The organism is Halobaculum roseum, assembly GCF_019880245.1.
Taxonomy (GTDB): domain Archaea; phylum Halobacteriota; class Halobacteria; order Halobacteriales; family Haloferacaceae; genus Halobaculum; species Halobaculum roseum.
In genome coordinates this window covers 161230-182298 of the sequence record NZ_CP082288.1, presented here as the reverse complement: position 1 = coordinate 182298, position 21069 = coordinate 161230, and the positions used below count along the sequence as shown (strand labels likewise).

The following is a 21069-nucleotide window of genomic DNA, read 5'->3' as shown; positions in this document are numbered from 1 at the left end:
CCGGTCAGTCGTCGGCACGCGCGCGCTCGAACCGGTCGGCCGGCAGGCGCAGGTCCTCGAGCCCGGGGAGGTGCTTGACGTTGTAGACGACGCGAAGCGTCTCGGAAACCGGCCGCCCGATACACGAGAGCCGGAACCCACGGTCGAGGAGGTCGTCGGTGAGCACGTTGTCGACGGTGCTGTCGAGTTCGCCCTCCACGACCGCGACGGCGCAGTTCGCGCAGGCGCCGCCGCGGCAGGCGAACGGCCACGCGAACCCGCGCTGTTCGGCCGCTTCGAGGAGGGTCTCGCCCGGCTCCGCGAGGAACATCCCGTAGTCGTCCGTGTCGAGGTCGGCGTCCGACGCCGTCTCGAAGAGGTCGTCGTCGTCGATCTCCCACCCGTGATCGGCGATGACCTCGTAGTTCAGATACTCCACGCGGGTGGTCGTCGCCTCGGACCCGTTCGCGGTGCCGTTTCCGCGCTCCCCGCCGGTTCGATCGGCCGGGTCGGTACTCTTGTTGCCCCCCGACTCCGCCACCCCCGGTTCCTCCCGGGGCGGTTCCGCCCCGTTACTCTCGGGGACGGCGTCTGTGGCCGGGACCGCAGTTCCCGAGATCGCTGCCTCGTACGCCTCGCGGACGCGCTGGAACTCCTCGAACGAGCCGCCCCGGTCCGGATGCGCCTCCTTCACTCGCCGTCGATAGGCGCGTTCGATCTCCGTATCGTCGGCGTCGGCGTCGAGCCCCAGTACGTCGTACGGAGAATCCACGCCACTTGGTAGGAACGAGGGACATATAACGCCGTTCCCCGCGGCGACCCGTCGTGGACGCAGCCGACGCACGACCACCGCGAGAATATGTCGACTCGCGCACTACTACGCGCGGGAACCCGGGAGTGGTCGGGATGGAACTGTCAGAGGTCCCCGGTTCCCGCGCGTTCCCGGCAGTTGTGAACGGCGCGTCGTCGTCGACCACCGCCAATCCGTCGCCGCTCGACGACTCGACGGTCGAGATCACCTCCCAGCGGACGCCGACGACGTGGAGCAAGACTGTACGCGAGGTCGACAGGAGGAAACCCGGTCACGGCAGCGAGTGCACGTCGTTCGTGCCTCGGTAGGCGGTTTCTACTCGGTGTTCGGTCGGCGGACGAGCCCGACGTGTCGAGGGCCGGCACCGACCGGCGGCGGTCGCTTCCGCCCGCAGTCGGCGCTCGGCCCGATCCGGTCGACGGTCTACTCCGGCGTTCCGGTCGGAGTGCCGTCGGGCGTCCCCGTCGGCGTCCCGTTCTCGGTCCCGGTCGGCGTTCCGTCCGGCGTTCCCGTCGGGGTTCCCTCGGGTGTTCCCGTCTCGGTTCCGTTCGGCGTCCCTGTCCCCTCGGGCGTTCCCGTTTCGGTACCGTTCGGCGTCTCGGTCCCCTCGGGCGTCTCCTCGGGGGTGTCGGTCGGCTCCTCCGTCTCGTCGTCCTCGTCGTCCGTTCCGTCGGCCGCGTCGCCGAGAACCGAGAGCGCGCCCTCGTAGGTGTGGGTGTACGCGCTCTCCATCCCGCGCCGGCGGTACTCCTCCGAGAGGATCTCGTTGCCCCACGGCCCCGCGAAGCCGGCCTCGCGACAGGCGTCGACGAACCCCTGCACGTCGAAGTCGCCGTAGCCGGGCACCCGACGCATGTTGACGGTGTTCTCGACGAAGCCGCCGCGGCCGGTGTCGGTGAAGCCGTCGTCGATCTCGACGGCGGTGATGTCCTCGGCCGACAGCGCCGCCACGTCGTCGTAGTCGATCGTCTCGATGGTCGTGATGTGCCAGGTGTCGAGGAACAGGCCGCCGTTCTCCGGACCGCTCACCCACTCCAGCGCTTGGTCGAGGGTCTGCGAGTTCGGGTCCGGCGGCAGGATCTCCATCCCGACGAGCGTGTCGACTTCGGCCGCCTCCTCGCAGAACGCCGCGAATCGGTCGGCGAGGTCGTCCGTCTCCACCGGGTAGCCGTTGATGTTCCCGATCTTGATGTGGCGCGCGTCCATCGCCTCCGCTGCATCGAGGAGGAGCTGTCTCGTCTCCTCCTCGGCTTGCCGTCGCGGGTCGTCCTCCGGGAGGAGCCAGTTCACGAGGAACTCCAACTCGATCGTGTCGATCCCGGCGTCGCGTATCGTCTCCCCGATCCCTTCGAGCGTCCGACCCTCCTCCTCGACCATGTGCTGGATGTCGTCGTGGAACAGGCCGATCCCCGTGAAGCCGACCTCCGCGAGCATCTCCACGCGGTTCTCCAGATCCCAGGGACTCCACTGGCGTCCCGTGAACGGCTTCACGTCGCCGGCGTGTGCCCAGTAGGACGCGAGCACGTCGACATCGGGCTGTTGTTGTTGCTGTCTCACTTCCTGCGCTCGGTCGACGTCCTCCGCAAGCGCCTCGTCCATTCCCGCGGCGCCCGCGCCGAGCGCGACTGTTCCACCCGTCGCCTTGAGTACGTCTCGTCGTTTCGGTGGCATGGTGTCGTCACTCCGTGACCTCGTTCGGGTCGCATCGCGTCGCGTCACACACGATAACTGTGTGACACGTTACACACCGACGTGAGCGCCGAAAAGGGTAGTTGGCGATTCCGTCCGTTCGCCTCCCCGATTCGTTTCGGGCGGCTACGAGTTGCTGTGCGTTGGCACCCGGAACGCATCGGAACCGCTGACGCCCGCGAGATGACGCCATTCGGGGCAAACGTGCCCGCACGTGGCAATCTGGGGTCACCTTGATATGGTGATACGTGGATAGTTGACGCGGAGCATGCCAACAGCTAGCCCGGACCAACTGCGGCGGATGTACGAGGACATGGTAACGGCGCGCCTCTACGAGGAACGCCTCCAGGAGGAGTACATGGAGGGGAAACGGCCGGGGTTCGACATCAGCGCCGGCGACATTCCCGGCGAACTCCACCTCGCGGCCGGACAGGAGGCGGCCGCGGTGGGGGTGTGCCACCACCTCCGCGACGACGACACGGTGACGGCCCCGCACCGACCGCACCACGTCGCCATCGCGAAGGGGGTCGACCTGAAGCGAATGACCGCGGAGATCTTCGGCCGGGAGACGGGGCTGTGCCACGGGAAGGGCGGGCACATGCACCTGTTCGACCCGGACGTGAACTTCGCGTGCAGCGGGATCATCGCGCAGGGGTGCCCGCCCGCCGTCGGCGCGGGGATGGCCGCGAAGAAGCGAAACACCGACAGCGTCGCCGTCGCGTACCTCGGCGAGGGCGCGATCGACCAGGGCGGGTTCCTGGAATCGCTCAACATGGCGAGCGTCCACGACCTGCCGGTCGTGTTCGTCATCGAGGACAACGACTGGGCGATCAGCATGCCGAAGGAGCGCGTCACGAGCCCGCAGGACGGCTCCGCTCGCGCTGACGGCTTCGACATGCACGGCGTCCGCGTCGACAGCGACGACGCCCGCGCGGTGTACGAAGCCGGCGCCGAGGCGGTCGGGCGGGCCCGCGACGGCAACGGACCCACCGTGCTGGAGGTGCAGGTCCACCGCCGGATGGGTCACTTCATGGGCGACCCGGAGACGTATCGCCCCGAGGAGGATCAGGAGCGTGCGGCCGAACGCGACTCCATCGAGCGCCTCGCGGCCGACATGCGCGAGTTCGGCATCGACGACGAGGAGCTGGAGGAGATCCGCGACCGGGCGGCCGAGCGGGTCGACGAGGCGGTCACGTGGGCGAAACAACAGCCGCTGCCCGAGCCGGAGGCGGCCCACGACCACGTGTTCACGAACCCGCCATCGGGCGTGACCGACGAGGAGCCGGAGTTCTCCGACGCCGGCGCGGCCGCAGGAGGTGACGACTGATGAGTTCCCAGGAACAACAGCAGACTGGACGTACCGCGACGATGAGCGACGCGATGGTCGAGGCGATCGCCAGCGAGATGCGCGCCGACGAGGAGGTGTTCTACATGGGCGAGGACGTCGCCGACTACGGCGGCATCTTCGACTCCACCACGGGGCTGCTCGACGAGTTCGGGCGCGACCGCGTGATGGACGTACCCATCAGCGAGACGGCGTACCTCGGCGCGGCCGTCGGCGCCGCACAGGCGGGCATGCGCCCCATCGCCGAGCTGATGTTCGTCGACTTCTTCGGCGTCGCGATGGACCAGATCTACAACCAGATGGCGAAGAACACCTACATGAGCGGGGGGTCGTTCAGCGTCCCGATGGTGCTCACCACCGCCGTCGGCGGCACGTACAACGACGCCGCCCAGCACTCCCAGACGCTGTACGGGACGTTCGCGCACCTCCCCGGCATGAAGGTGGTCGTCCCCTCGACGGCGTACGACGCCAAGGGCCTCATGCACAACGCCATCCGCGACGACGACCCGGTCGTCTACATGTTCCACAAGCGGCTCATGGGGATCGGCTGGATGCCCGCCCCCGACGGGCCGAAGACGCCCGTCCCCGAGGAGGAGTACACCATCCCCTTCGGCAAGGCCGACGTGAAACGCGAGGGCGACGACGTGACGGTCGTCACGCTCGGCCTGCACGTCCATCGCGCGCTGGAGGCCGCCGAGACCCTCGCCGACGAGGGGATCGACGCGGAGGTGATCGACCTCCGGACGCTGAAGCCCCTGGACCGCGAGACGGTGGTGGAGTCCGTGCGGAAGACGGGCAGCCTCGTCGTGGTCGACGAGGACTACCAGTCGTACGGCGTCACGGGCGAGATCATCTCCAGCGTCGCCGAGTCGGACATCGAGGCGCTCGAAGCCGTCGAGCGCGTCGCCGTTCCCGACGTGCCCATCCCGTACTCGCGGCCGATGGAGAACGCGGTGATCCCCGGCGCCGAGGACGTGGCCGAGGCGGTCCGCTCGGTCGGCGAATGAGCCGGAGCGATCCGCACGCCGACTGGGCTCACCCCACGGCCACCGACGGCGGCGCCGACCGTGTCCCCGTTGACAGCGGGGCGCTGTGGCCCGGCGACACGGACGACGACGTGGGACTGCTGCTCAACTGGTTCGTCTCGGAGGGGAGCCGGGTGTCGGAGGGCGACCGGATCGCCGAGTTCCAGGTCGAGAAGGTCGACGTGGACGTCCCCGCACCCGCGTCGGGGACGCTCGCGGAGGTCGTCGTCGACGAGGACGGCGAGTTCGACCGCGGGGACGTGCTCGGATACGTGGAACCGGAGGGGTGATCGCGGATGCCATCGGACAGCCGGAGTTCACCGCCCGTCCGTACGGACGGCGGCGACGCGGCCGACGCTCCGCGAGACGAGCCGGCGCCTCGCACCGTCGCCGAGGAGCACACGCCGAGCCCGATGCGGCGGACGATCGCGCGTCGGCTTCACGAGAGCTACAGCGAGGCGGTTCACGTCACGGCGACGCGCGTCGTCGACGCGGAGGCGCTGTTCGAGGCGGCCGACGCCGCCGGCGACCGCCACGGCGTCGACCTCTCGCCCTCGGACGCGGTGCTGGCGGCGGTCTCGGCGACGCTGGAGCGACATCCCTCGTTCAACGCCACGTTCGAGGACGGCACCCATCGCGTGTACGAGGAGCACAACCTCGGATACGGCGTCGACCTCGACCAGGGGCTCGTCGCGCCCGTCCTCGCCGACGTGGGGTCGCTGTCGATCGCTGAGATCCACCGCCGACGGACGGCGCTGGTCGATCGCGTGCGCGCCGGCGACTACGACACGGCCGACCTCCGCGGCGGGACGTTCACCGTCTCGAACCTCGGCCCGCTCGGGGTCGACTCGTTCACGCCGATCATCAACCCCCCGCAGGTCGCGATCCTGGGGGTGAACGCCGTGCGGGAGCGGGCGGTTCGTCCGGACGACGACGGCGACGCCGTCGTGTTCCGCCGGCAGCTCCCCCTGGACCTGAGCTTCGACCACCGCGTCGTCGACGGCGCCGACGCGGGACGGTTCCTGCGGACGCTCGCGACCGTGATCGAGGAGCCGGACGAGCTGTTCGAGGGATGACCACGGACGGGGGGCCGTACCGCCTCAATACTATCATTTTCTCCAGACAACTTTCAGGCTATCAGACGGCACTGGGGACGATCCGTATCTAGGGATAAATGATGGGTATATGAACTAATATAAAATTATTTATACTATATGCCTCCTATCCGGTTGAGATGACATGTGTTCACTGTGGAATCGGAGACTGCGACCACTACACGCTGCGGTTTTCTCCTGAGGGCGGGGAGGAGCGGACGACGGAGTTTGCTGGATTGAGGCGCTAAGCCCCCTTCCTCAGCGAGCGCCGACCGAATGGGAGACGCGAGCAGGGAGGGGATACAGCACCGCACAATTTTCATACAGACTACGGTTACAGACCTACAGGCCCACGCAGTCGCTATGTTTTTGCAGTAGGATAGTATAGTCTTAACTGAACCCAATGGAATACGACCTCGACTCGGGAGCGCACTCGACGTATTCCCTGCACTATCACCTGGTACTCACCACGAAGTATCGGCGCGGAGTGCTCACCGAGGAGCGAACCCAATTCATTCACGAGGTCATCAGCGGGTTCACGGACAACTACGGCGTCGAACTGACGAACCTCGACGGCGAGGACGACCACGTACACATCTTGTTCCGAGCGAAACCCACCACAGACCTCGTGAAGTTCATCAACACGGTCAAGGGCGCGACCGCCCGCCGTATCCGCAACGAGTACGCGGACGAACTGAAGACCGACCTGTGGGGCGACTCGTTCTGGAACGATTCGTATTGCCTCATCTCGACGGGGCAGGTGTCGCTGGATGTGCTGAACCAGTACGTCGAGAACCAACGCGAGTAGAATGTACTACGCCTACAAGTACCGCCTCAAGCCGTCCGACGCCCACCGTGAGGAGTTGGACCGCCACCGAGACATTTGTCGGCAACTGTACAACCACACGCGCTACCGCCTCAACGAGTACCAAGACGAACACGGCGAATTGCCGTCCATGACCACCCTGCGGTCGGAACTACCCGACCTCAAGACGTGGTGGGATGGCCTCTCGGACGTGTACTCGAAGGTTCTCCAAACCGTCGTGGAACGCCTGTTCGACAACCTGAAAGGCCTCTCCGCGCTCAAGAAGAACGGCTACGGCGTCGGTCAACTCAAGTGGAAGCCGCCACGGGAGTTCCGCAGTTTCACGTACAGTCAGTCTGGCTTCAAGCTTGACAAGAAGGGCGGTCAGACTGTGCTGTCGCTCTCGAAACTCGCGGATATTCCGATTCGACTCCACCGTACCATCCCCGACGAGGCGGCGCTCAAACAGGTCACGGTCAAGAAGGAACCGACGGGCGAGTGGTTCGCCACCTTCGGCGTCCAAATGGATCGCGAACCGCCTGAGACTCCCGAGAATCCCGAGCGGTGCGTCGGCATCGACGTAGGGATTCTCACGTACGCCCACGACACCGACGGCACGGCAGTCGGGTCGCTCGACCTCTCCGCCGAACGAGAACGCTTGGAACGCGAGCAACGGACGCTCTCGCGGAAGCAACACGGCTCTGTCAACTACGAGAAGCAACGACGGCGCGTTGCAGAGTGTCACGCGGCCCTCCGACGGAAGCGCCGCGACTTCTTGCACAAGCTCTCGAACTACTACGCTCGGGAGTACGACCTCGTGGCAGTCGAAGATCTGAACGTGAAGGGGATGGTGGAGTCGTCGTCGAACAGCCGCAACACCGCGTCTGCCGCATGGCGGACGTTCCTCTCGTTGCTCGAATACAAGTGCGAACGCGAAGGAACGCACTTCGTAGCGGTCAACCCGAGAGGGACAACCAAGGAGTGTGCGTCGTGCGGTGTCTCGACGGACAAGCCGCTGTGGGTCCGTGAACACTCCTGTCCCGCCTGCGGGTTTGCAGCGGATAGGGACGCAAACGCGGCGTGGAACATTCTTTCTCGTGGCCTCGAAGATATAGGAGTGGGATACTCCGAATCAACGCCTGTGGAGACTGCGCTCCCTGTGGATACACCTGTATCTGCAAAGCGCGTCGTGGAAACAGGAAGCCCTTCCCTCAAGGAGCGAACGGCGTCAGCCGTGAGCGAGTAGGGTAGGGTAGTTCACAACTGTGCGAGGGGTGTCTCGAACAGTTTCTCACCGAGGCGAACGCCGACCTCATCGAACCGAACATCGTGCTGACTGACGACATTCCATCCGACATCTTTCCCGACAGTCTTCGGTAGTACCGAGCGGGATCCGAGTCGGGAACGCCGTAGCCGGCGCTCACCTGTCGAACGTCACCGCCGGTCACTCGTCGACTAACGACCGCACGCGCGCCGCGCCGTCGATGTCGTCGATCACGGCCTCCACGGGCGGCGGCACCGACTCACGCCAGCGACCGGCGCTGGCGTCGGACGTGGCATCCTGTCGGTTGCTGTCCCGTGCACCGCGTCCGTCGTCCTCGGCGGCCATCGACTCGCGGATCGCCGTTCCGCTCACCGTGCGCTCGGCCTCGATCGTCCGCACGGCTCGCCCGTGCTCGCGCAGACGGTCCGCCTTCACCTCGTGCCACGGTTCGAGCACCCGGAGGAGGTGCAGCGCGTCCGGCGGCGCGTAGTGCTCCCACAGCTCCGGGCGGTTGATCGGGAACGGGAGCACGCGAACGGGGACGCCCAGATCCGCGGCCGCCAGCGCGTCGCTCACCATCCGGTGGCGCTCGTGGTAGCGGAACGGGTTGTTCCGCGGGTCGTCGCGCTCCGGGTCGGCCGTCTCGTGGGCGACGTGTGCGGGGTCGGCGTTCGTGATCCCGACGATCAGCTCGTCACACTCCTCGGCGGCCCACTCGCAGTACGCGAGGTGGCCGTCGTGGAACGGCTGGAAGCGGCCGTGGACGTGGCCGACGGTCACCGGTCCTCCCCCGCGGCCGGCCAGCGCGCGGCCGCCTCGATGAACCGCGCCGGGTCGCCGCCGGTGGCGTCGCGGATCGGCGCGTCGCCGCGGTCGAGCGTACCGACCCGGACGGGGTCGGCGCCCTCGACGCTCCGAAGTCGCTCGCTCGCTCGCGCCAGGGCGCTCGGCGTTCCGATCGCCGCGAACGGGCCGTTCGTCTCCACGGTCGCGTCGGGGATCGTCCATCCTCCCGCTGCCGCGTCGGCGACTCCCGGCAGGAGCGGAAGTCGGTCGAGCCGAAGCGACCGTCCCTCGCCGGCGACCAGGCGGCCGACGCCGCCGATCCCCTCCCCGGACACGTCGGTGACGCGAGCGAGGTGTCGCGCTGGATCGAACGGCTCGTCGGGCTCCGGTCGACACGCGGCTAGCACCTCGGCGACGGGTCGGGCGTCCCGCGTGAGTCGGTCCCGCCCCAACTCGCGGAGGCCCCGGCCGCCGTCGATCTGACCGAGTGCGAACGCCGCCAAACCCCCGAGCGGACGCGTCAAGAGTACATCGCAGTCGTCGGGGAGCGGCGACCCGGTCGGGTCGACGTTGCCGCCGGCGGTGACACTCGCGCCGAAGAGCCAGCTCTCGCCGCCGTGGGTGAGCACCGACGCAGGCAGCACCGACACCTCGTTCGGAACCCCGGCGCGGTACCAGTCGGTCGCCCGCGACGGCGGCAGGTCGACGCCGGCGGGTACGGCGACCATCGGCCGGACGACGCGGTCGGCAGTCGCCCCGGCGGCGTACACGTCGTTGCAGGCGTTGAGGGCGGCGATCCGAGCCTGCTCCGGCGGCGACAGCTCCGGAAACGCGTGGATCGCGTCGACGTTCGCCGCGACGAACCCCGCGGACTCGGTACCGAATCCGGCGTCGGCCCTTCCGACGTTGCCTCTATCGCCGTCGTTGTCGCCGTCGCGGTCGCTGCCACTGTCGCCTCCCTGCCGGAGGTGTTCGAGCCAGAGGAGGCCGCCATCGAGGTCGGGGATCTGCACGGCGTGGCCCTTCCCGATCGTCACGACCGGCCCGTCGAGGCCGGCGTAGGCGGTCGCCAGCGCGTCGCCGAGGGCGTCCGGGTCCGCGAGGTCGTCGCCGACGAACGCACACGCGAGCGTCACGACGGGACCGCCCCCCGCGTCGCCTGATAACGGGGCTGTGGGCTGTTCCTCACCGAGCGCGACCGTGTCGACCGCCCGGTCGGTCGGGTCGATGGCGGTCGGATTCCGGAGGATCGCCGCGTCGGAGTCTGTTCCCAGCCGGACGCTCGTCTCGTTGAGCGCGTCGCGGATGCGGTCGCGTGCCGGCAACACCACCCGGTCGAGTGGAGTCTTGCCGGCACAGCCGCATCGCCGCGGATCTGCCCCGGCAGCCGGCGTGACGCTGGGTGCTCCGGCCGATCGGTCGCGGTCCCGTCCACCGTCGGCGACGGCCCGGCTCCAGCTCACTCCTCGCGCGGCCACAGCGGCGTCACCTCCGTCGTCGGGTAGTCACGGACCGCCGGCGTCCGACGCAGCCCGTCGAGCATGACACGGTCGGCGGCCGCCCGCGCGGTCTTCAACAGCTCCCGACCGCGCACGTCCCGGAACCCGCCATTGGCGGCCGGACGCTCCCCGACCGCGTCCACGTCGTCGACGCGAACGGGCTCGGCGACCATCGTCACGGGCACAGGCTCCCCGGAGTGGACCACGTCCTCCGTGCTCGGCGTGGTGTGGTCGGCGGTGACGACGGTGACCAGCTCCGGGTCCTCCAGCGCGCGCTCGACCACCGGCGCGAGCGACGCGTCGATGGACGCCAACTCGTCGCGCTTCTCCTCGGGACCGGCGGCGTGGGACACCTCGTCGGGCTCCGGATAGTGGACGTGGACGAACTCGTGGTCGGCGAGCGTGTCGAGCGCGAGGTCCGCCCGGTCGTCGTACCCCTCCGGCGGGTCGACGTGGGTCATCCCGAGGGTCCGAGCCAGCCCCGTCAACACCGGCTTGGGCGTCACGCTCGCGGCCTCCAAGCCGTGGCGCCGCCGGAACGACTCGACACGCGTCGCCGTGCCGGCCCACTTCGAGAGCACCACGTCCGCCGGCCCCGGCGCGTCCGCAAGCGCCGACCGTGTCGAGCGCGTGTACGTCCGCAGCGCGTCGGCGGTCCGCCGGGCGGCGGCCCGGTGCTCCGCGTCGCGTGTCGGCTCGCTGGCGACGACCGGAAGCCCCTCCTCGAACGGGTCGACATCGGTGACCGCCGGCGACACCACCGTGTCCGCAGTAATCGTCACCAGTCCCCGGTTCTTCCACGTGTATTCGAAGCTCGCGGTGCAGCCCTCGACCACCGGCACGTCGACGGTGGCGACGCCGGCCCGGTCCGCGAGCGCGGGGAAATCGGCGGCGTCGCTCGCGAGATGGCGGTCCGAGACACGCGTTCCGGTCTCGGGATCCAGCGACGCGAACGACGCCGAGCAGACGACGCTGCCGGCGGGGGGGTCGCGGCCGAAGCCTCGTGCCTCAAGCACGCCTCGCCCCGGTACCTCCTCGGGGTCGTAGCCGAACAGTCGGGTGTGTGCGAGATCGCTCGACAGCGGGACGCCCGGGTCGGCGACGTGCATCGTCCCGTTGATCCCGGCGGTCGCGAGCCGGTCGAGGTTCGGCGTCTCCGCGGCCTCAAGCGGCGTCCGCCCGTCCAGTTCGGGGGCCGGCCGGTCGGCCGCGCCGTCGAGCAGGAGCAGCAGGATGGAGCGATCCCTCCCGCGCATCACTCCAGGCCGAGCGTCTTCGCGATGGTTCGTTTCTGTACCTCCGTCGTCCCCGCGGGGATCCGGAGGTTGCGCGCCACCCGGAACACGCGCTCGACCCCGCCGGCTCGCATGAGGCCGTAGCCGCCGAGCACCTGGATCGCGCGGTCGGCCCAGTCGAACAGCCGGTCCTCGGGGTAGTACTTCAGCATCGAGAGCTTCCGCCGGGCGGTCGCCGGCTGGCTGAGGTCGTGGAGGTTCGCCTCCGCGTCGTAGGCGCCCAGCAGTGCCGTCCCGAACTCGCGGACGGCGTGGATCTCCGTCGCCGTCTCGACGATGGGCCACTGCACGGCCTGATTGGTGCCGATGGGCTCGCCGAACGTCTCGCGCTCTTTCGCGTACGTGAGCATCCGGTCGAGGAGGTACCGCCCCATCCCGGCACACATCCCGGCCCGTCCGGCGCGGCGCCAGTTCACCCACGACAGCGCCAGCGGCAGGCCGTCGCCCACCTCGCCGACGAGTTGGTCGTCGGCGACCCGGCAGTCGCGGAGATGCACGTCGGAGGTGATGCCGTCCATCATGATGTTCAGGTTCGGCTGCCCCACCTCGAAGCCGGGGTTGTCGGTGTCGACGAGGAACATCCCCATCGTCTCGTGGGCCGGCCCATCCGCCCCCTCCACCTTCGCGAGGATCTGGGCGGTGTCGGCGAACGGTCCATTGGTGATGTAGCGCTTGTCGCCGTTGAGCACCCACCCGTCGCCGTCGCGCTCGGCGGTCGTCGAGATGGCCGTCACGTCCGATCCGGCGCCCGGCTCGGTGATGCCGATGCAGGCAGTCTTCCGCCCCTCGACGAGCGGTCGGAGCCACTCCTCGCGCTGGTCCTCGTCGAGATGCAACAGCGCGGGCGAGGGTCCCTCGGTCCACGCCATCATCGCCCGGGCGACGCTGGACCCGTGTCCGGTGCCGTAGCGGAACACCGCCTCCTGGACGTAGAAGTGCTCGCGGTTCGAGAGGCCGCCGCCGCCGACCTCCTCGGGGAGATGCAGCGCGTACAGCCCCGCGTCGGCGCTGCGCTTCCGGATCTCCTCCTGCATCGCACGCGTCTCGGGCTTCATGAGGCCGTCGTCGTCGAGGTAGTCCAGGGGGCCGCCGACGTGCTCGGCGTGTTCCTCCTCGTACGGCAGCACCTCCTCCTCGATGAACTCGATGACGCGATCGACGACCGGCCGAACGTCGTCGGGAACCGTGAACTCGCCGGCGAGCGCGTCGTCCTCTGGGAACGTCGTCATATGATACCGATTCGCACTCCGGTGGATAAGTATTGGCTTGACCGTGGCCGATTACCGGTTCATCGTTCCGACTGACGGGTTTCCCCGCGTCCGAGACGTCCCGAGCCGCTCCGATGAAGACTGCCGGGGATCTAAGCTCGAGGAGTCGGCCTGTCAAATACAGGGGGCACTCACGAATCGCGCCGGATCACTCCAGCGCGAGGATCCGCCGATCGTCGTCACCGACGGCCGCGAAGACGGCACCGTCCGCGACACTCACGCCCGAGACGTACCCGCCCTCGTGCGTGTACTGCCACCGCAGTGGGTCGATCCGTGCTCCGCCGACGCCGGTCCCGCCGTCGAGTTTGTACGCGAGGATTCTGTCCTCCCCGCCGATATACAGCGTGTCGCCGGCGGCTGCGGGAACGCTGCTCGCGGCGTCGTCGAACGTCCAGCGTTCGCCTCCGTCATCGGTACGCAGCGACGTGAGGCCGCCGCCATCGGCACCGTGGACCCCGCCGGCGGCACGAACGAGTAGCCCCTGTGCGACCGGTCCCTCCTCGGCGTGCCAGCTCACACGGCCGGCGTGGGCGGCGGTTCGTAGCTTGAGGACGCCCCCGCCGAAGGTCGCGACGTACAGCGAGTTGCCCCGTTCGGCCGTCATCGCGGTGACGCCGCCGGGAACTTTCGTGCGCCAGAGCCCACGGCCGTCGTACACCATGAACACCTCCCCGCCACTCGTCCCCGCGGTCACACCGGCAACGTTCGAAGCGACGAGCCTGACGATCTCCCCGTACACGGATTTCGTCCACTGGACCGTCCCCGGGGGTTCGGAACTCCCTCCCTCGAGCACCACGTCGAGGAGGGTTCCCTCGACCGTCCCGACGTAGAGGTGGGTCCAGTCGTACCCCGCTACCGGCGGTGCCGAGACCCGACTGTCCGTTTCCACGCGCCATCGCACCTCGCCCGATCCCGCATCGAGCGCGACGAGGCCCGATTCCGTTCCCACGTATGCGACCCCGTCGTGAACGGCCGGCGGCTGGTACTGGACGGCCGTGTCTTCCGGTTCCTCGTCCCGGAACCGCCACAGCGACTCGCCGTCGGCCGCGTCGAACGCCTCGATACCGTACCACGTCGACTGGAGGACGGTTCCGTCGGCAACGATGGGTTGGCCGATGGGCGTTCCCTCGAGCGAGGCCGTGAATCGCTCACCGGGCGCGGACCGTGGAGCGGCCGCCGAGGGAACGTATCCCGACCGCAGACGATCCGCGCCGAACATCGGCCAGTCCGTATTCGAGTCCGTTCCCGGCTCCGCTGAGGTTCCGGCGGTGTTCACACACCCCGCGAGGGAGCCGACGGCTCCGCCGGCGAGTCCGGCAAGTACCGCGCGTCTGGAGGGCATCGTTTACACGTCCGTACGTGGAACAATATCTCTTCTGCACCGTCCTCCGGTCGGCGTCTCACGGCGGACAGGAGAACGCGTTGGTCCCACGATCGTCACTCCGGAGGTTTCGACGGGGCCGACGACTCAGCGACGGTCCACTCCAACACGGTCGCCGCCCACGTGTAGCCGGTCCCCGCCGCGAGAAAGAGGACCACGTCGCCGTCGGCGACGCGTCCCAGGTCGAGTCCCTCCCGGAGTGCGAGCGCCTGATCGGCGCTCTGGACGTGGCCGTAGTCGTCCAGGTAGTACTGGCCGCCGTCGTCGACGCCGAGTTCGTCACACAGGTACCCGTGGAACGACCGCTTCATGTGGGTGAGCGCCAGGAAGTCGATGTCGTCGCGCTCGTATCCGGAGCCGGTTAGCGCCTCGTCGGCGACCGACAGGAACGACGGCGCCGACACGTCCGCGAGTCGTTCCTTCATGTCATCCGGGTCGGGAACCGTCAGCGTGTGCTCGCCCGTCTCGACGGTCTCGCGGCTCGGCGGCTTCGCCGACCCGCCCGCGGGCATCACCACGTCGCGGGAGAAGCCCCCGTCGGTCGTCGCCGCCGACTCGCGGACGACTGCCCGCGTCCGGTCGTCCCCGGGGTCGGCCTCCAGAACCGTCGCGGCCGCGCCCGAACCGAAGTTAAACATGAAGCTCGCGTCCCCGTCGGCGTAGTCGACCAGGTCCTCCTCGCGACTCGCGGCGACCAGCAGCGCGCGGTCGATGTCGCCGACGCGGAGCTGGGCGGCCGTGTGCCGGATCGCGATCGGCGCGCCCGCACACAGCGCGTACGACTCGTGGGCGTAGGCGTCGTCCGCGCCGAGGCGCTCGGCCACGTCCGCGGCGGCCGACCAGACGACGTGGTCCTTGTACTCGCTGCCGTGATACAGCACCAGATCGAGGGAACCCGGGTCGACGCCGGCGTCCGCCAGCGCCTCGCGACCCGCCGCGACGCACATGTCGCTCACGTGGTCGTCGTCGGGCGGGCAGACGCGCTTCTCGCGCATGCCCATCTTCTCGATGACGATCTCCTCGGGGATCCCACTGATCTCCCCGATCTCCTCCCCGGTCAACACCTCGTCGGGCACGTACGTGCCGAGGCCGGTGAGGCCGACGGTCCGCCCCTCAGCCATCGAACCACCGCCGGAGGTGACGCGGGACGGCCTTCGCCAGCCTGCCACCCATGCGGTCGCGGGCGGTGCCGAGCAGGCCGTTCGGGACGTACAACACGAACAGGACGAACAGCAGGCCGACGTACAGCGCGGCGTGGCCGTTCAGGAACGTGTCGATGGCCTCGGCGACCGTGAGTCCATTGTATATCTCGGTCGCGAGCGTCGCGTCGCCGACGTTCGCGCGCAGATACGGCAGCAAACCGCCGCCGCCGCCCTCCTTCGAGAGGAACTCGCGGACGGTCGCGTCGAACAGCTCGCCGTACAGCGGCCCGGCCAGCGTGCCGAACCCGCCGATGATCGACACCAACAGCGCGTCGCCGGCGACGAGGAAGTAGAACCCGTTCTCGGGCGTCACCGAGCGCCGGAACCCGACGAACAGCGCGCCGGCGATCCCGGCGAAGAAGCCGGAGACGACGAAGGCCCCGAGCTTGTACGCGTAGGTGTTGTACCCGATCGCCCGGGCACGCTCCTCGTTCTCGCGGATCGCGATCAGCGTCCGCCCGAACGGCGAGTGGACGAGCCGCTGCATCGCGAGGTAACACACGAGCACCACCGCCCCGATGGCGTAGAACGACACCTCGGTCGGCGAGAGATTGATGAAGCCGAACAGCCCCTCGATCGAGTCGCCCGTGAGCTGCCCGATCGCGACCGAGAGCCCGTCGACGCCGGGGACGCCGATCCGGAACCCCTCGAACGTGCCCGTCACCGCGACGCCGTCTCGCGGCGCCGAGGAGACGAAGTCCCAGTCTCGCATGAACACGTACAACACTTGCGAGAACCCGAGGGTGATCATCGCGAAGTAGACGCCCGACAGGCGGAACGACACGCTCCCGATGGCGAGCGCCAGCACCGCGGCGGCGACGCCAGCGAGCACGAGCAGCAGCATGAACGGTGTCTCCGGACCCAACAGCGGGATCTTCCCGTTGGCCGCGAGCGCGACGAGGTAGGCGCCGGTGCCGTAGAACGCCGCGTGCCCGAAGGAGAGATAGCCGGTGTAGCCGCTGATGAAGTCGAACGACATCGCGAACAGCGCGAAGAACAACACGACGACGAGCGTCTCGATCCGGGGCAACAGGGCGGTGACTTCCGCCGAGAGCCCGGAGTTCACGAGCAGGGCGTATACGCCGGGGTACGCGGCGAACGCGAGTATCACGACCAGGTGGACCAGATGGTCCTCGGCGTACTGCCGGTACCACGCGGTGTCCGTCCCGCCCCCGTACCGCTCGATCGCGGTCGCGGCGTCGACGGCGCCGTCGACGGCGTCGGTGTCCGCCGTCGCGTCGACGGACTCCCCGCCGTCGCCGACGGTCGTCCCGGCGGATCCGGAGTCCGCGTCGCCCGTGTCGGCGCGTGCTTCGGAGTCGGCTCCGTCCGCGGAGCCGTCGTCGGGTGAGCTAATGGCCCCCCACCTCCGAGACGCCGTAGAGGCCCTGCGGCTTCACGATCAGCGTGATCACGAGCACGAGGAACACCACCATCTCCGGCAGGCCGGTGAAGTCGACGAAGTTCTGGAACCACCACGTCATCGACGAGTCGACCAGGCCGACGATCAGCGCCGCGACGACGGTGCCGCGGAAGGTTCCCAGTCCGCCGACGATCACGACGACGAACGCCGGGAGCAGCGTTTCAGCAGCCAGCGGTACCGACGCGCCCCACGAGGGGTCCCACGCGAGCAGCACGCCTGCGGCGCCGGCGATGCCGGTCCCGAGCGCGAACACGACGGTGAACACCCGGTTCACGTCGACGCCGAGCGCCGACAGCATCTCGCTGTCCTCGCCGCCGGCGCGCACGAACAGCCCGTAGCGCGTCCGGGTGAGAAACAGGTGGACGCCGACGACGGTCGCGACGCCGAACAGGATGTGGAACAGCTCCAGCCCGCTCGCGGAGACGCCGGCGACGCCGAGCGAGTCGGCGAGGAACGCCGGCTTCGTCCCGAGCACGTCCTGCCAGACGGTCGTCGGCTGCAGGCCGTAGAACAGCACGACGATGCGCGCCAGCTCGTCGAGCACCAGCGTCACGCCGAAGGTGAGCAGGATCTGATACAGCGGTGGCCGGTCGTAGATCGGCCGCACGAGCCCGATCTCCAGCCCGCCGCCGAGCGCTGCGAGCGCGCCGAAGGCGACGACGACGGCGACGCCGAACGCGAGCAGTCGCCCGGCCCCGCCGGTCGACTGCGCGACTACGGTCACGAGCACCAGCCCGCCGAGGTACGCGCCCAGCATCGTCAGCGACCCGTGGGCGAAGTTGAGCACGCCCATCAGCCCGAACACCAGCGTCAGGCCGGCGGCGATCATCACGTAGAGGCTCGCCTCGGCGATCCCGCGAACGATCACGTCCGCGAGCGTCGTCGGCGAGAGGAACTCGATCAACGCGTCCGTGAACTGCAGGGGGAGCGCGGCTCCGGCGGGCGCGAGCGAGGCCAGCGACGCCGCCGCGTGAGCGATCGCGCTCATGCCGAGAGGTACCTCCGGAGTCGGTCGCCGTCGGCGCTGACGGCGTCGGTGTCGCCCTCGTCGACGACGGTGCCGTGATCGAGCACGTAGAACCGGTCGGCCACGTCGAGCGCGAGCGGGAGGTTCTGTTCGACCAGCAGCATCGTCGTGTCGCTGGCCGCCTCAGTCAGCGCCTCCGCGACGGCCTCGACGATGAGCGGCGCCAGCCCCTCGCTGGGCTCGTCGACGAGCAACAGGTCGTTCTCGCCGACGAGCCCGCGGGCGATGGAGAGCATCTGCTGTTGCCCGCCCGAGAGGTCGCCCGCCTTCGCGTCGCATCGCTCCCGGAGGTCCGGGAACGTGTCGAATGCCAGATCCAGCGCCTCGTCGGCGTCGTCGGCGGCCGGGACGGCCACGCGGACGTTCTCCTCGACGGTGAGCTGTCCGAACATACGCCTGTTCTCGGGGATCCACCCCAGGCCGCGGGCGGCGACCTCGTGAGTCTCTCGCCCCACGAGTTCCTCGCCGCGGTATCGGATCGATCCCTCGCGCGGGGGCGTGAGCTGCAACACCGAGCGCAGCGTCGTCGTCTTCCCGACGCCGTTTCGCCCCATCAGCGCGACGACCTCGCCCTCGTACACCTCCAGGTCGACGCCCTCGAGCACGTGGCTGTCGCCGTAGTACGTCTCGACGCCCGACAGCGAGAGCAGCGGGTCGCCGCGGTCGTCGCTCGTGGACTCGTCGGCGACGCGGTCGTCCGCGTCAGTGCTCGCATCCGTACTCGCGTTCGACTCAGCGCTCGCGTCCGCGCTCACGCCGGTTCACCCCCGTTCGTTCCCGTGTCCGCGTCGTCGCCGGCGTCGGACGATGCGGCGTTGGTCGCGCTTCCGGGCTCGTAGCCGCCGAGATACGCCTTCTGGACGGCGGGATCGTCCCTGACGGCGGCCGGTTCGTCGTCGGCGATAACCGCACCTTGGTTGAGCACGACGACGCGGTCGGACACCTCCATCACGATGTCCATGTTGTGCTCGACGAGCAGCACGGCGTGATCCGTCGCCACGTCCTCGATGAGGTCGACGACGCGGTCGACGCTCTCGGAGGAGACGCCGGCGTTCGGCTCGTCGAGCAGGAGCACGTCCGGGTCGCCGGCGAGCGCGATCCCGACCTCCAGTTGGCGCTTCGCCCCGTGCGACAGCGCGCTGGCGGGTACCTCGGCGCTGTCCGCCAAGTCGACGCGATCGAGGATCGCGTACGCCTCCTCGATGTACCGGTCGAGCTGGCCGGCGTTTCGCCAGAAGTTGGTGCCCTCGCCGCCGGCGGCCTGCGCGGCGACGCGGACGTTCTCCAGCACGGTCGAGTTCGGGAACACGTTCGTCACCTGGTACGACCGGTGGACGCCGAGCGACGCGATCTCGTGTGGCGCGTCGCCGGTGATGTCGCGCCAGCCGTCGGTGTCGTCCGTGTCACCGTTCGCCGCGTCGGCTTCATCGCTGCCGGTGTCGACGCTCCCGCCGTTCCCGGCTCGGAATTCGACGGCGCCCTCGGTCGGTTCGAGCACCCCCGTGAGGAGGTTGAAGAACGTCGTCTTGCCGGCGCCGTTGGGGCCGATCAGCGAGCACAGCTCGTCACCGTCGAGCGCGAAGTCCACGTCATCGACGGCGGTGAGCCCGCCGAACCGCTTCGTGAGGCCGCTCGTGCGAAGCATCTACAGCGAGCAGTTCATGTCGTCGCTGTCGGCCGGGATCGTCGTCTCCTCGGCCGCGATGCGCGCGACGGGCTCGCTCGGCTGGACGGCCGCGCCCCAGGCGTCGCTCCACTCGTCGGCCGTGGGGACGACGTTCGCGACGGTCATCTCCGATCGGGCCTGGTTGTTGTACTCCTGGAAGGTGTACGCGTCCGTCCCCTTCGGCGTGTCCGCGACGGTCATCCCGCGCAACGCCTCGGCGATGTCGGCGCCCTCGGTGGAGCCGCCCTCCTCGACGCCCTGCACGATCGCTGAGGCCGCGGTGAACGTCCCCGAGGTGAAGAGATCCGGCACCCGCCCGTAGGCGTTCACGTAGCCGTCGACGAACGCCGAGTTGATCTCGTTGTCGTACTGGTTCCAGTGGTAGCGGGTGGTGAACGGACCGACGCCGAGGCCGTCGAGCTTCTCCTCGGTGAGCGGCTCGCCCAGCTGGTTCTGGAGCAGGCCGCCGACGACGTTGTTCGTGATCGAGGTCGCGAAGCCGCCGAACACGGTGAAGTCGTAGTCGCCCTGGAGGTACGTCGTGAACAGGTTCGGGAGGGTCGCGACGGTGAACCCGCCGACGATGCCCTCGGCGCCGGCCTCGACGGCGTTGTCGAGCAACCCCTCCCACTCGCTGTAGCCCTGCGGGACGAACCGCTTGCCGACGATCTCGACGCCCTCGTTCGTGAGCACCTGCTCGTAGTTGTTGACGACGGCGCGGCCGAACGAGTAGTCGGCGCCGAACAGGAACACCCTCGACACGTCCGACTCCTGAGCGACGTACTTCCCGCCCGAGCGCGCGTCCATCGCCGTGTTCTCGGAGGCGCGGAACACGTTGTCGGCGCACGCCTCCGACCCGGACGTGAGCGACGCCGACGCCGCGGGACCGGCCATGTACGGGACGCCGGCCTGCTGGGCGACGGTCGTGCTCACGCGGGTGGCGGCCCCCGAGGAGGCGCAGCCGAACAGCATGTCGACCTCCTCGTCGGTGACCAGGTTCGTCGCGAGCGTCTGGGCGGTGTCCGCCGAGAACTGCGTGTCACGGATGTACAGCTCGTAGTCCACGTCGCCGACGGTGACAGTCTGGCTGCCGGTCTCCGCGGTCACCGACGGCTCGGCACCCGCTTTGTACCCGAGCCCGGACGAGAAGCCCCACAGCGCCTGTTGCCCGTAGTACTGGAGGTCGCCCGAGATGGGCTGCAGCACGCCGATCTTCACCGTCCCGGACGCCCCGCTCGAACTCCCCGTCGTTGTCCCGTCCATGTCGTCGGTCGTCTCCGTGTCCGCCGCCGCGGTATCTCCGTCGGTTTCGGTTCCGTCGCCGCCGTTCCCGCCGGCACAGCCGGCCAAACCCGCGATGCCCGTCGCACCCAGCGCGGCCAGCGTCCGGCGTCGTGTGATACGCTCACTCATACAGTGCTGTACTGTGACGTATCCGGCAAGAACTGCGGGGTTAACATGTGAACGAGGCGGCGTTTGCCGGGACGGTTTCGACCGGTTCGGATCCGTT

The 21069-nt window shown here is 68.9% G+C and carries 20 protein-coding genes; 7 read left to right on the top strand and 13 right to left on the bottom strand.

Annotated elements, in window-relative coordinates; genetic code table 11:
* Nucleotides 1–4: 4 nt before the first annotated feature.
* Complete coding sequence (gene fer / locus K6T36_RS17255; RefSeq protein WP_222923693.1) at nt 5–751, bottom strand: ferredoxin Fer; 747 nt, start codon at nt 749–751, stop codon at nt 5–7.
* A gap of 134 nt (nt 752–885) precedes the next feature.
* On the opposite strand from fer, the gene K6T36_RS17250 reads away from it, so the two are divergent.
* Nucleotides 886–1098: a hypothetical protein gene (locus K6T36_RS17250; RefSeq protein ID WP_222923692.1), complete on the top strand. Its 213-nt coding sequence runs from the start codon at nt 886–888 to the stop codon at nt 1096–1098.
* A 115-nt stretch (nt 1099–1213) separates the two neighbouring features.
* Here the strand turns inward: K6T36_RS17250 and K6T36_RS17245 are convergent, their stop codons facing one another.
* The gene (locus tag K6T36_RS17245; protein ID WP_222923691.1) at nt 1214–2461 is read right to left on the bottom strand and encodes a sugar phosphate isomerase/epimerase family protein; all 1248 of its coding nucleotides are present in this window, start codon (nt 2459–2461) and stop codon (nt 1214–1216) included.
* 319 nt (nt 2462–2780) lie between these two features.
* Between K6T36_RS17245 and K6T36_RS17240 the strand changes: the two genes are divergently transcribed.
* The 6 genes from K6T36_RS17240 to K6T36_RS17215 all read left to right on the top strand — a co-directional run bounded on the left by K6T36_RS17240 (nt 2781) and on the right by K6T36_RS17215 (nt 7994).
* Nucleotides 2781–3806 (top strand): thiamine pyrophosphate-dependent dehydrogenase E1 component subunit alpha, encoded by a 1026-nt coding sequence (locus K6T36_RS17240; protein WP_222923961.1) that lies wholly within the window; start codon nt 2781–2783, stop codon nt 3804–3806.
* Nucleotides 3806–4831, top strand: a complete 1026-nt coding sequence (locus K6T36_RS17235; protein ID WP_222923690.1) for an alpha-ketoacid dehydrogenase subunit beta — start codon at nt 3806–3808, stop codon at nt 4829–4831. The genes K6T36_RS17240 and K6T36_RS17235 overlap by 1 nt, the downstream gene beginning before the upstream one ends.
* On the top strand, nt 4828–5139 hold the full coding sequence (locus K6T36_RS17230; RefSeq protein ID WP_222923689.1) for a lipoyl domain-containing protein: 312 nt from the start codon (nt 4828–4830) through the stop codon (nt 5137–5139). The genes K6T36_RS17235 and K6T36_RS17230 overlap by 4 nt, the downstream gene beginning before the upstream one ends.
* A gap of 6 nt (nt 5140–5145) precedes the next feature.
* Entirely contained in the window at nt 5146–5925 is a 780-nt protein-coding gene (locus tag K6T36_RS17225) for a 2-oxo acid dehydrogenase subunit E2 (protein WP_222923688.1), read from the top strand.
* A 421-nt stretch (nt 5926–6346) separates the two neighbouring features.
* On the top strand, nt 6347–6751 hold the full coding sequence (gene tnpA, locus K6T36_RS17220; RefSeq protein WP_222923687.1) for an IS200/IS605 family transposase: 405 nt from the start codon (nt 6347–6349) through the stop codon (nt 6749–6751).
* Nucleotide 6752: 1 nt separating this feature from the next.
* Nucleotides 6753–7994: an RNA-guided endonuclease InsQ/TnpB family protein gene (locus tag K6T36_RS17215; RefSeq protein ID WP_222923686.1), complete on the top strand. Its 1242-nt coding sequence runs from the start codon at nt 6753–6755 to the stop codon at nt 7992–7994.
* A gap of 198 nt (nt 7995–8192) precedes the next feature.
* On the opposite strand, the gene K6T36_RS17210 is transcribed toward K6T36_RS17215, so the two are convergent.
* The 11 genes from K6T36_RS17210 to K6T36_RS17160 all read right to left on the bottom strand — a co-directional run bounded on the left by K6T36_RS17210 (nt 8193) and on the right by K6T36_RS17160 (nt 20972).
* Nucleotides 8193–8792: an adenylyltransferase/cytidyltransferase family protein gene (locus K6T36_RS17210; protein WP_222923685.1), complete on the bottom strand. Its 600-nt coding sequence runs from the start codon at nt 8790–8792 to the stop codon at nt 8193–8195.
* Complete coding sequence (locus tag K6T36_RS17205; RefSeq protein ID WP_222923684.1) at nt 8789–10261, bottom strand: hypothetical protein; 1473 nt, start codon at nt 10259–10261, stop codon at nt 8789–8791. The genes K6T36_RS17210 and K6T36_RS17205 overlap by 4 nt, the downstream gene beginning before the upstream one ends.
* The gene (locus K6T36_RS17200) at nt 10258–11553 is read right to left on the bottom strand and encodes an alkaline phosphatase family protein (RefSeq protein ID WP_222923683.1); all 1296 of its coding nucleotides are present in this window, start codon (nt 11551–11553) and stop codon (nt 10258–10260) included. The genes K6T36_RS17205 and K6T36_RS17200 overlap by 4 nt, the downstream gene beginning before the upstream one ends.
* Entirely contained in the window at nt 11553–12821 is a 1269-nt protein-coding gene (locus K6T36_RS17195; protein ID WP_222923682.1) for an acyl-CoA dehydrogenase family protein, read from the bottom strand. Before K6T36_RS17195 ends, K6T36_RS17200 begins: the two co-directional genes overlap by 1 nt.
* A 187-nt stretch (nt 12822–13008) precedes the next feature.
* Complete coding sequence (locus tag K6T36_RS17190) at nt 13009–14202, bottom strand: outer membrane protein assembly factor BamB family protein (RefSeq protein WP_222923951.1); 1194 nt, start codon at nt 14200–14202, stop codon at nt 13009–13011.
* Between the two features lie 95 nt (nt 14203–14297).
* Nucleotides 14298–15362 carry a 3-oxoacyl-ACP synthase gene (locus tag K6T36_RS17185; RefSeq protein ID WP_222923950.1) on the bottom strand — a complete coding sequence of 355 codons (1065 nt, stop codon included), beginning with the start codon at nt 15360–15362 and terminating at the stop codon, nt 14298–14300.
* On the bottom strand, nt 15355–16554 hold the full coding sequence (locus K6T36_RS17180) for a branched-chain amino acid ABC transporter permease (protein ID WP_222923949.1): 1200 nt from the start codon (nt 16552–16554) through the stop codon (nt 15355–15357). The genes K6T36_RS17185 and K6T36_RS17180 overlap by 8 nt, the downstream gene beginning before the upstream one ends.
* Nucleotides 16555–16795: 241 nt before the next feature.
* On the bottom strand, nt 16796–17854 hold the full coding sequence (locus tag K6T36_RS17175; RefSeq protein ID WP_222923948.1) for a branched-chain amino acid ABC transporter permease: 1059 nt from the start codon (nt 17852–17854) through the stop codon (nt 16796–16798).
* Nucleotides 17851–18543 carry an ABC transporter ATP-binding protein gene (locus tag K6T36_RS17170; RefSeq protein ID WP_222923960.1) on the bottom strand — a complete coding sequence of 231 codons (693 nt, stop codon included), beginning with the start codon at nt 18541–18543 and terminating at the stop codon, nt 17851–17853. The genes K6T36_RS17175 and K6T36_RS17170 overlap by 4 nt, the downstream gene beginning before the upstream one ends.
* Before the next feature lie 101 nt (nt 18544–18644).
* Nucleotides 18645–19538: an ABC transporter ATP-binding protein gene (locus K6T36_RS17165; protein ID WP_222923947.1), complete on the bottom strand. Its 894-nt coding sequence runs from the start codon at nt 19536–19538 to the stop codon at nt 18645–18647.
* A complete protein-coding gene (locus K6T36_RS17160) occupies nt 19539–20972 on the bottom strand; it encodes an ABC transporter substrate-binding protein (protein WP_222923946.1) in 1434 nt (477 codons plus the stop codon). It lies immediately after the preceding gene.
* Nucleotides 20973–21069 lie beyond the last annotated feature (97 nt).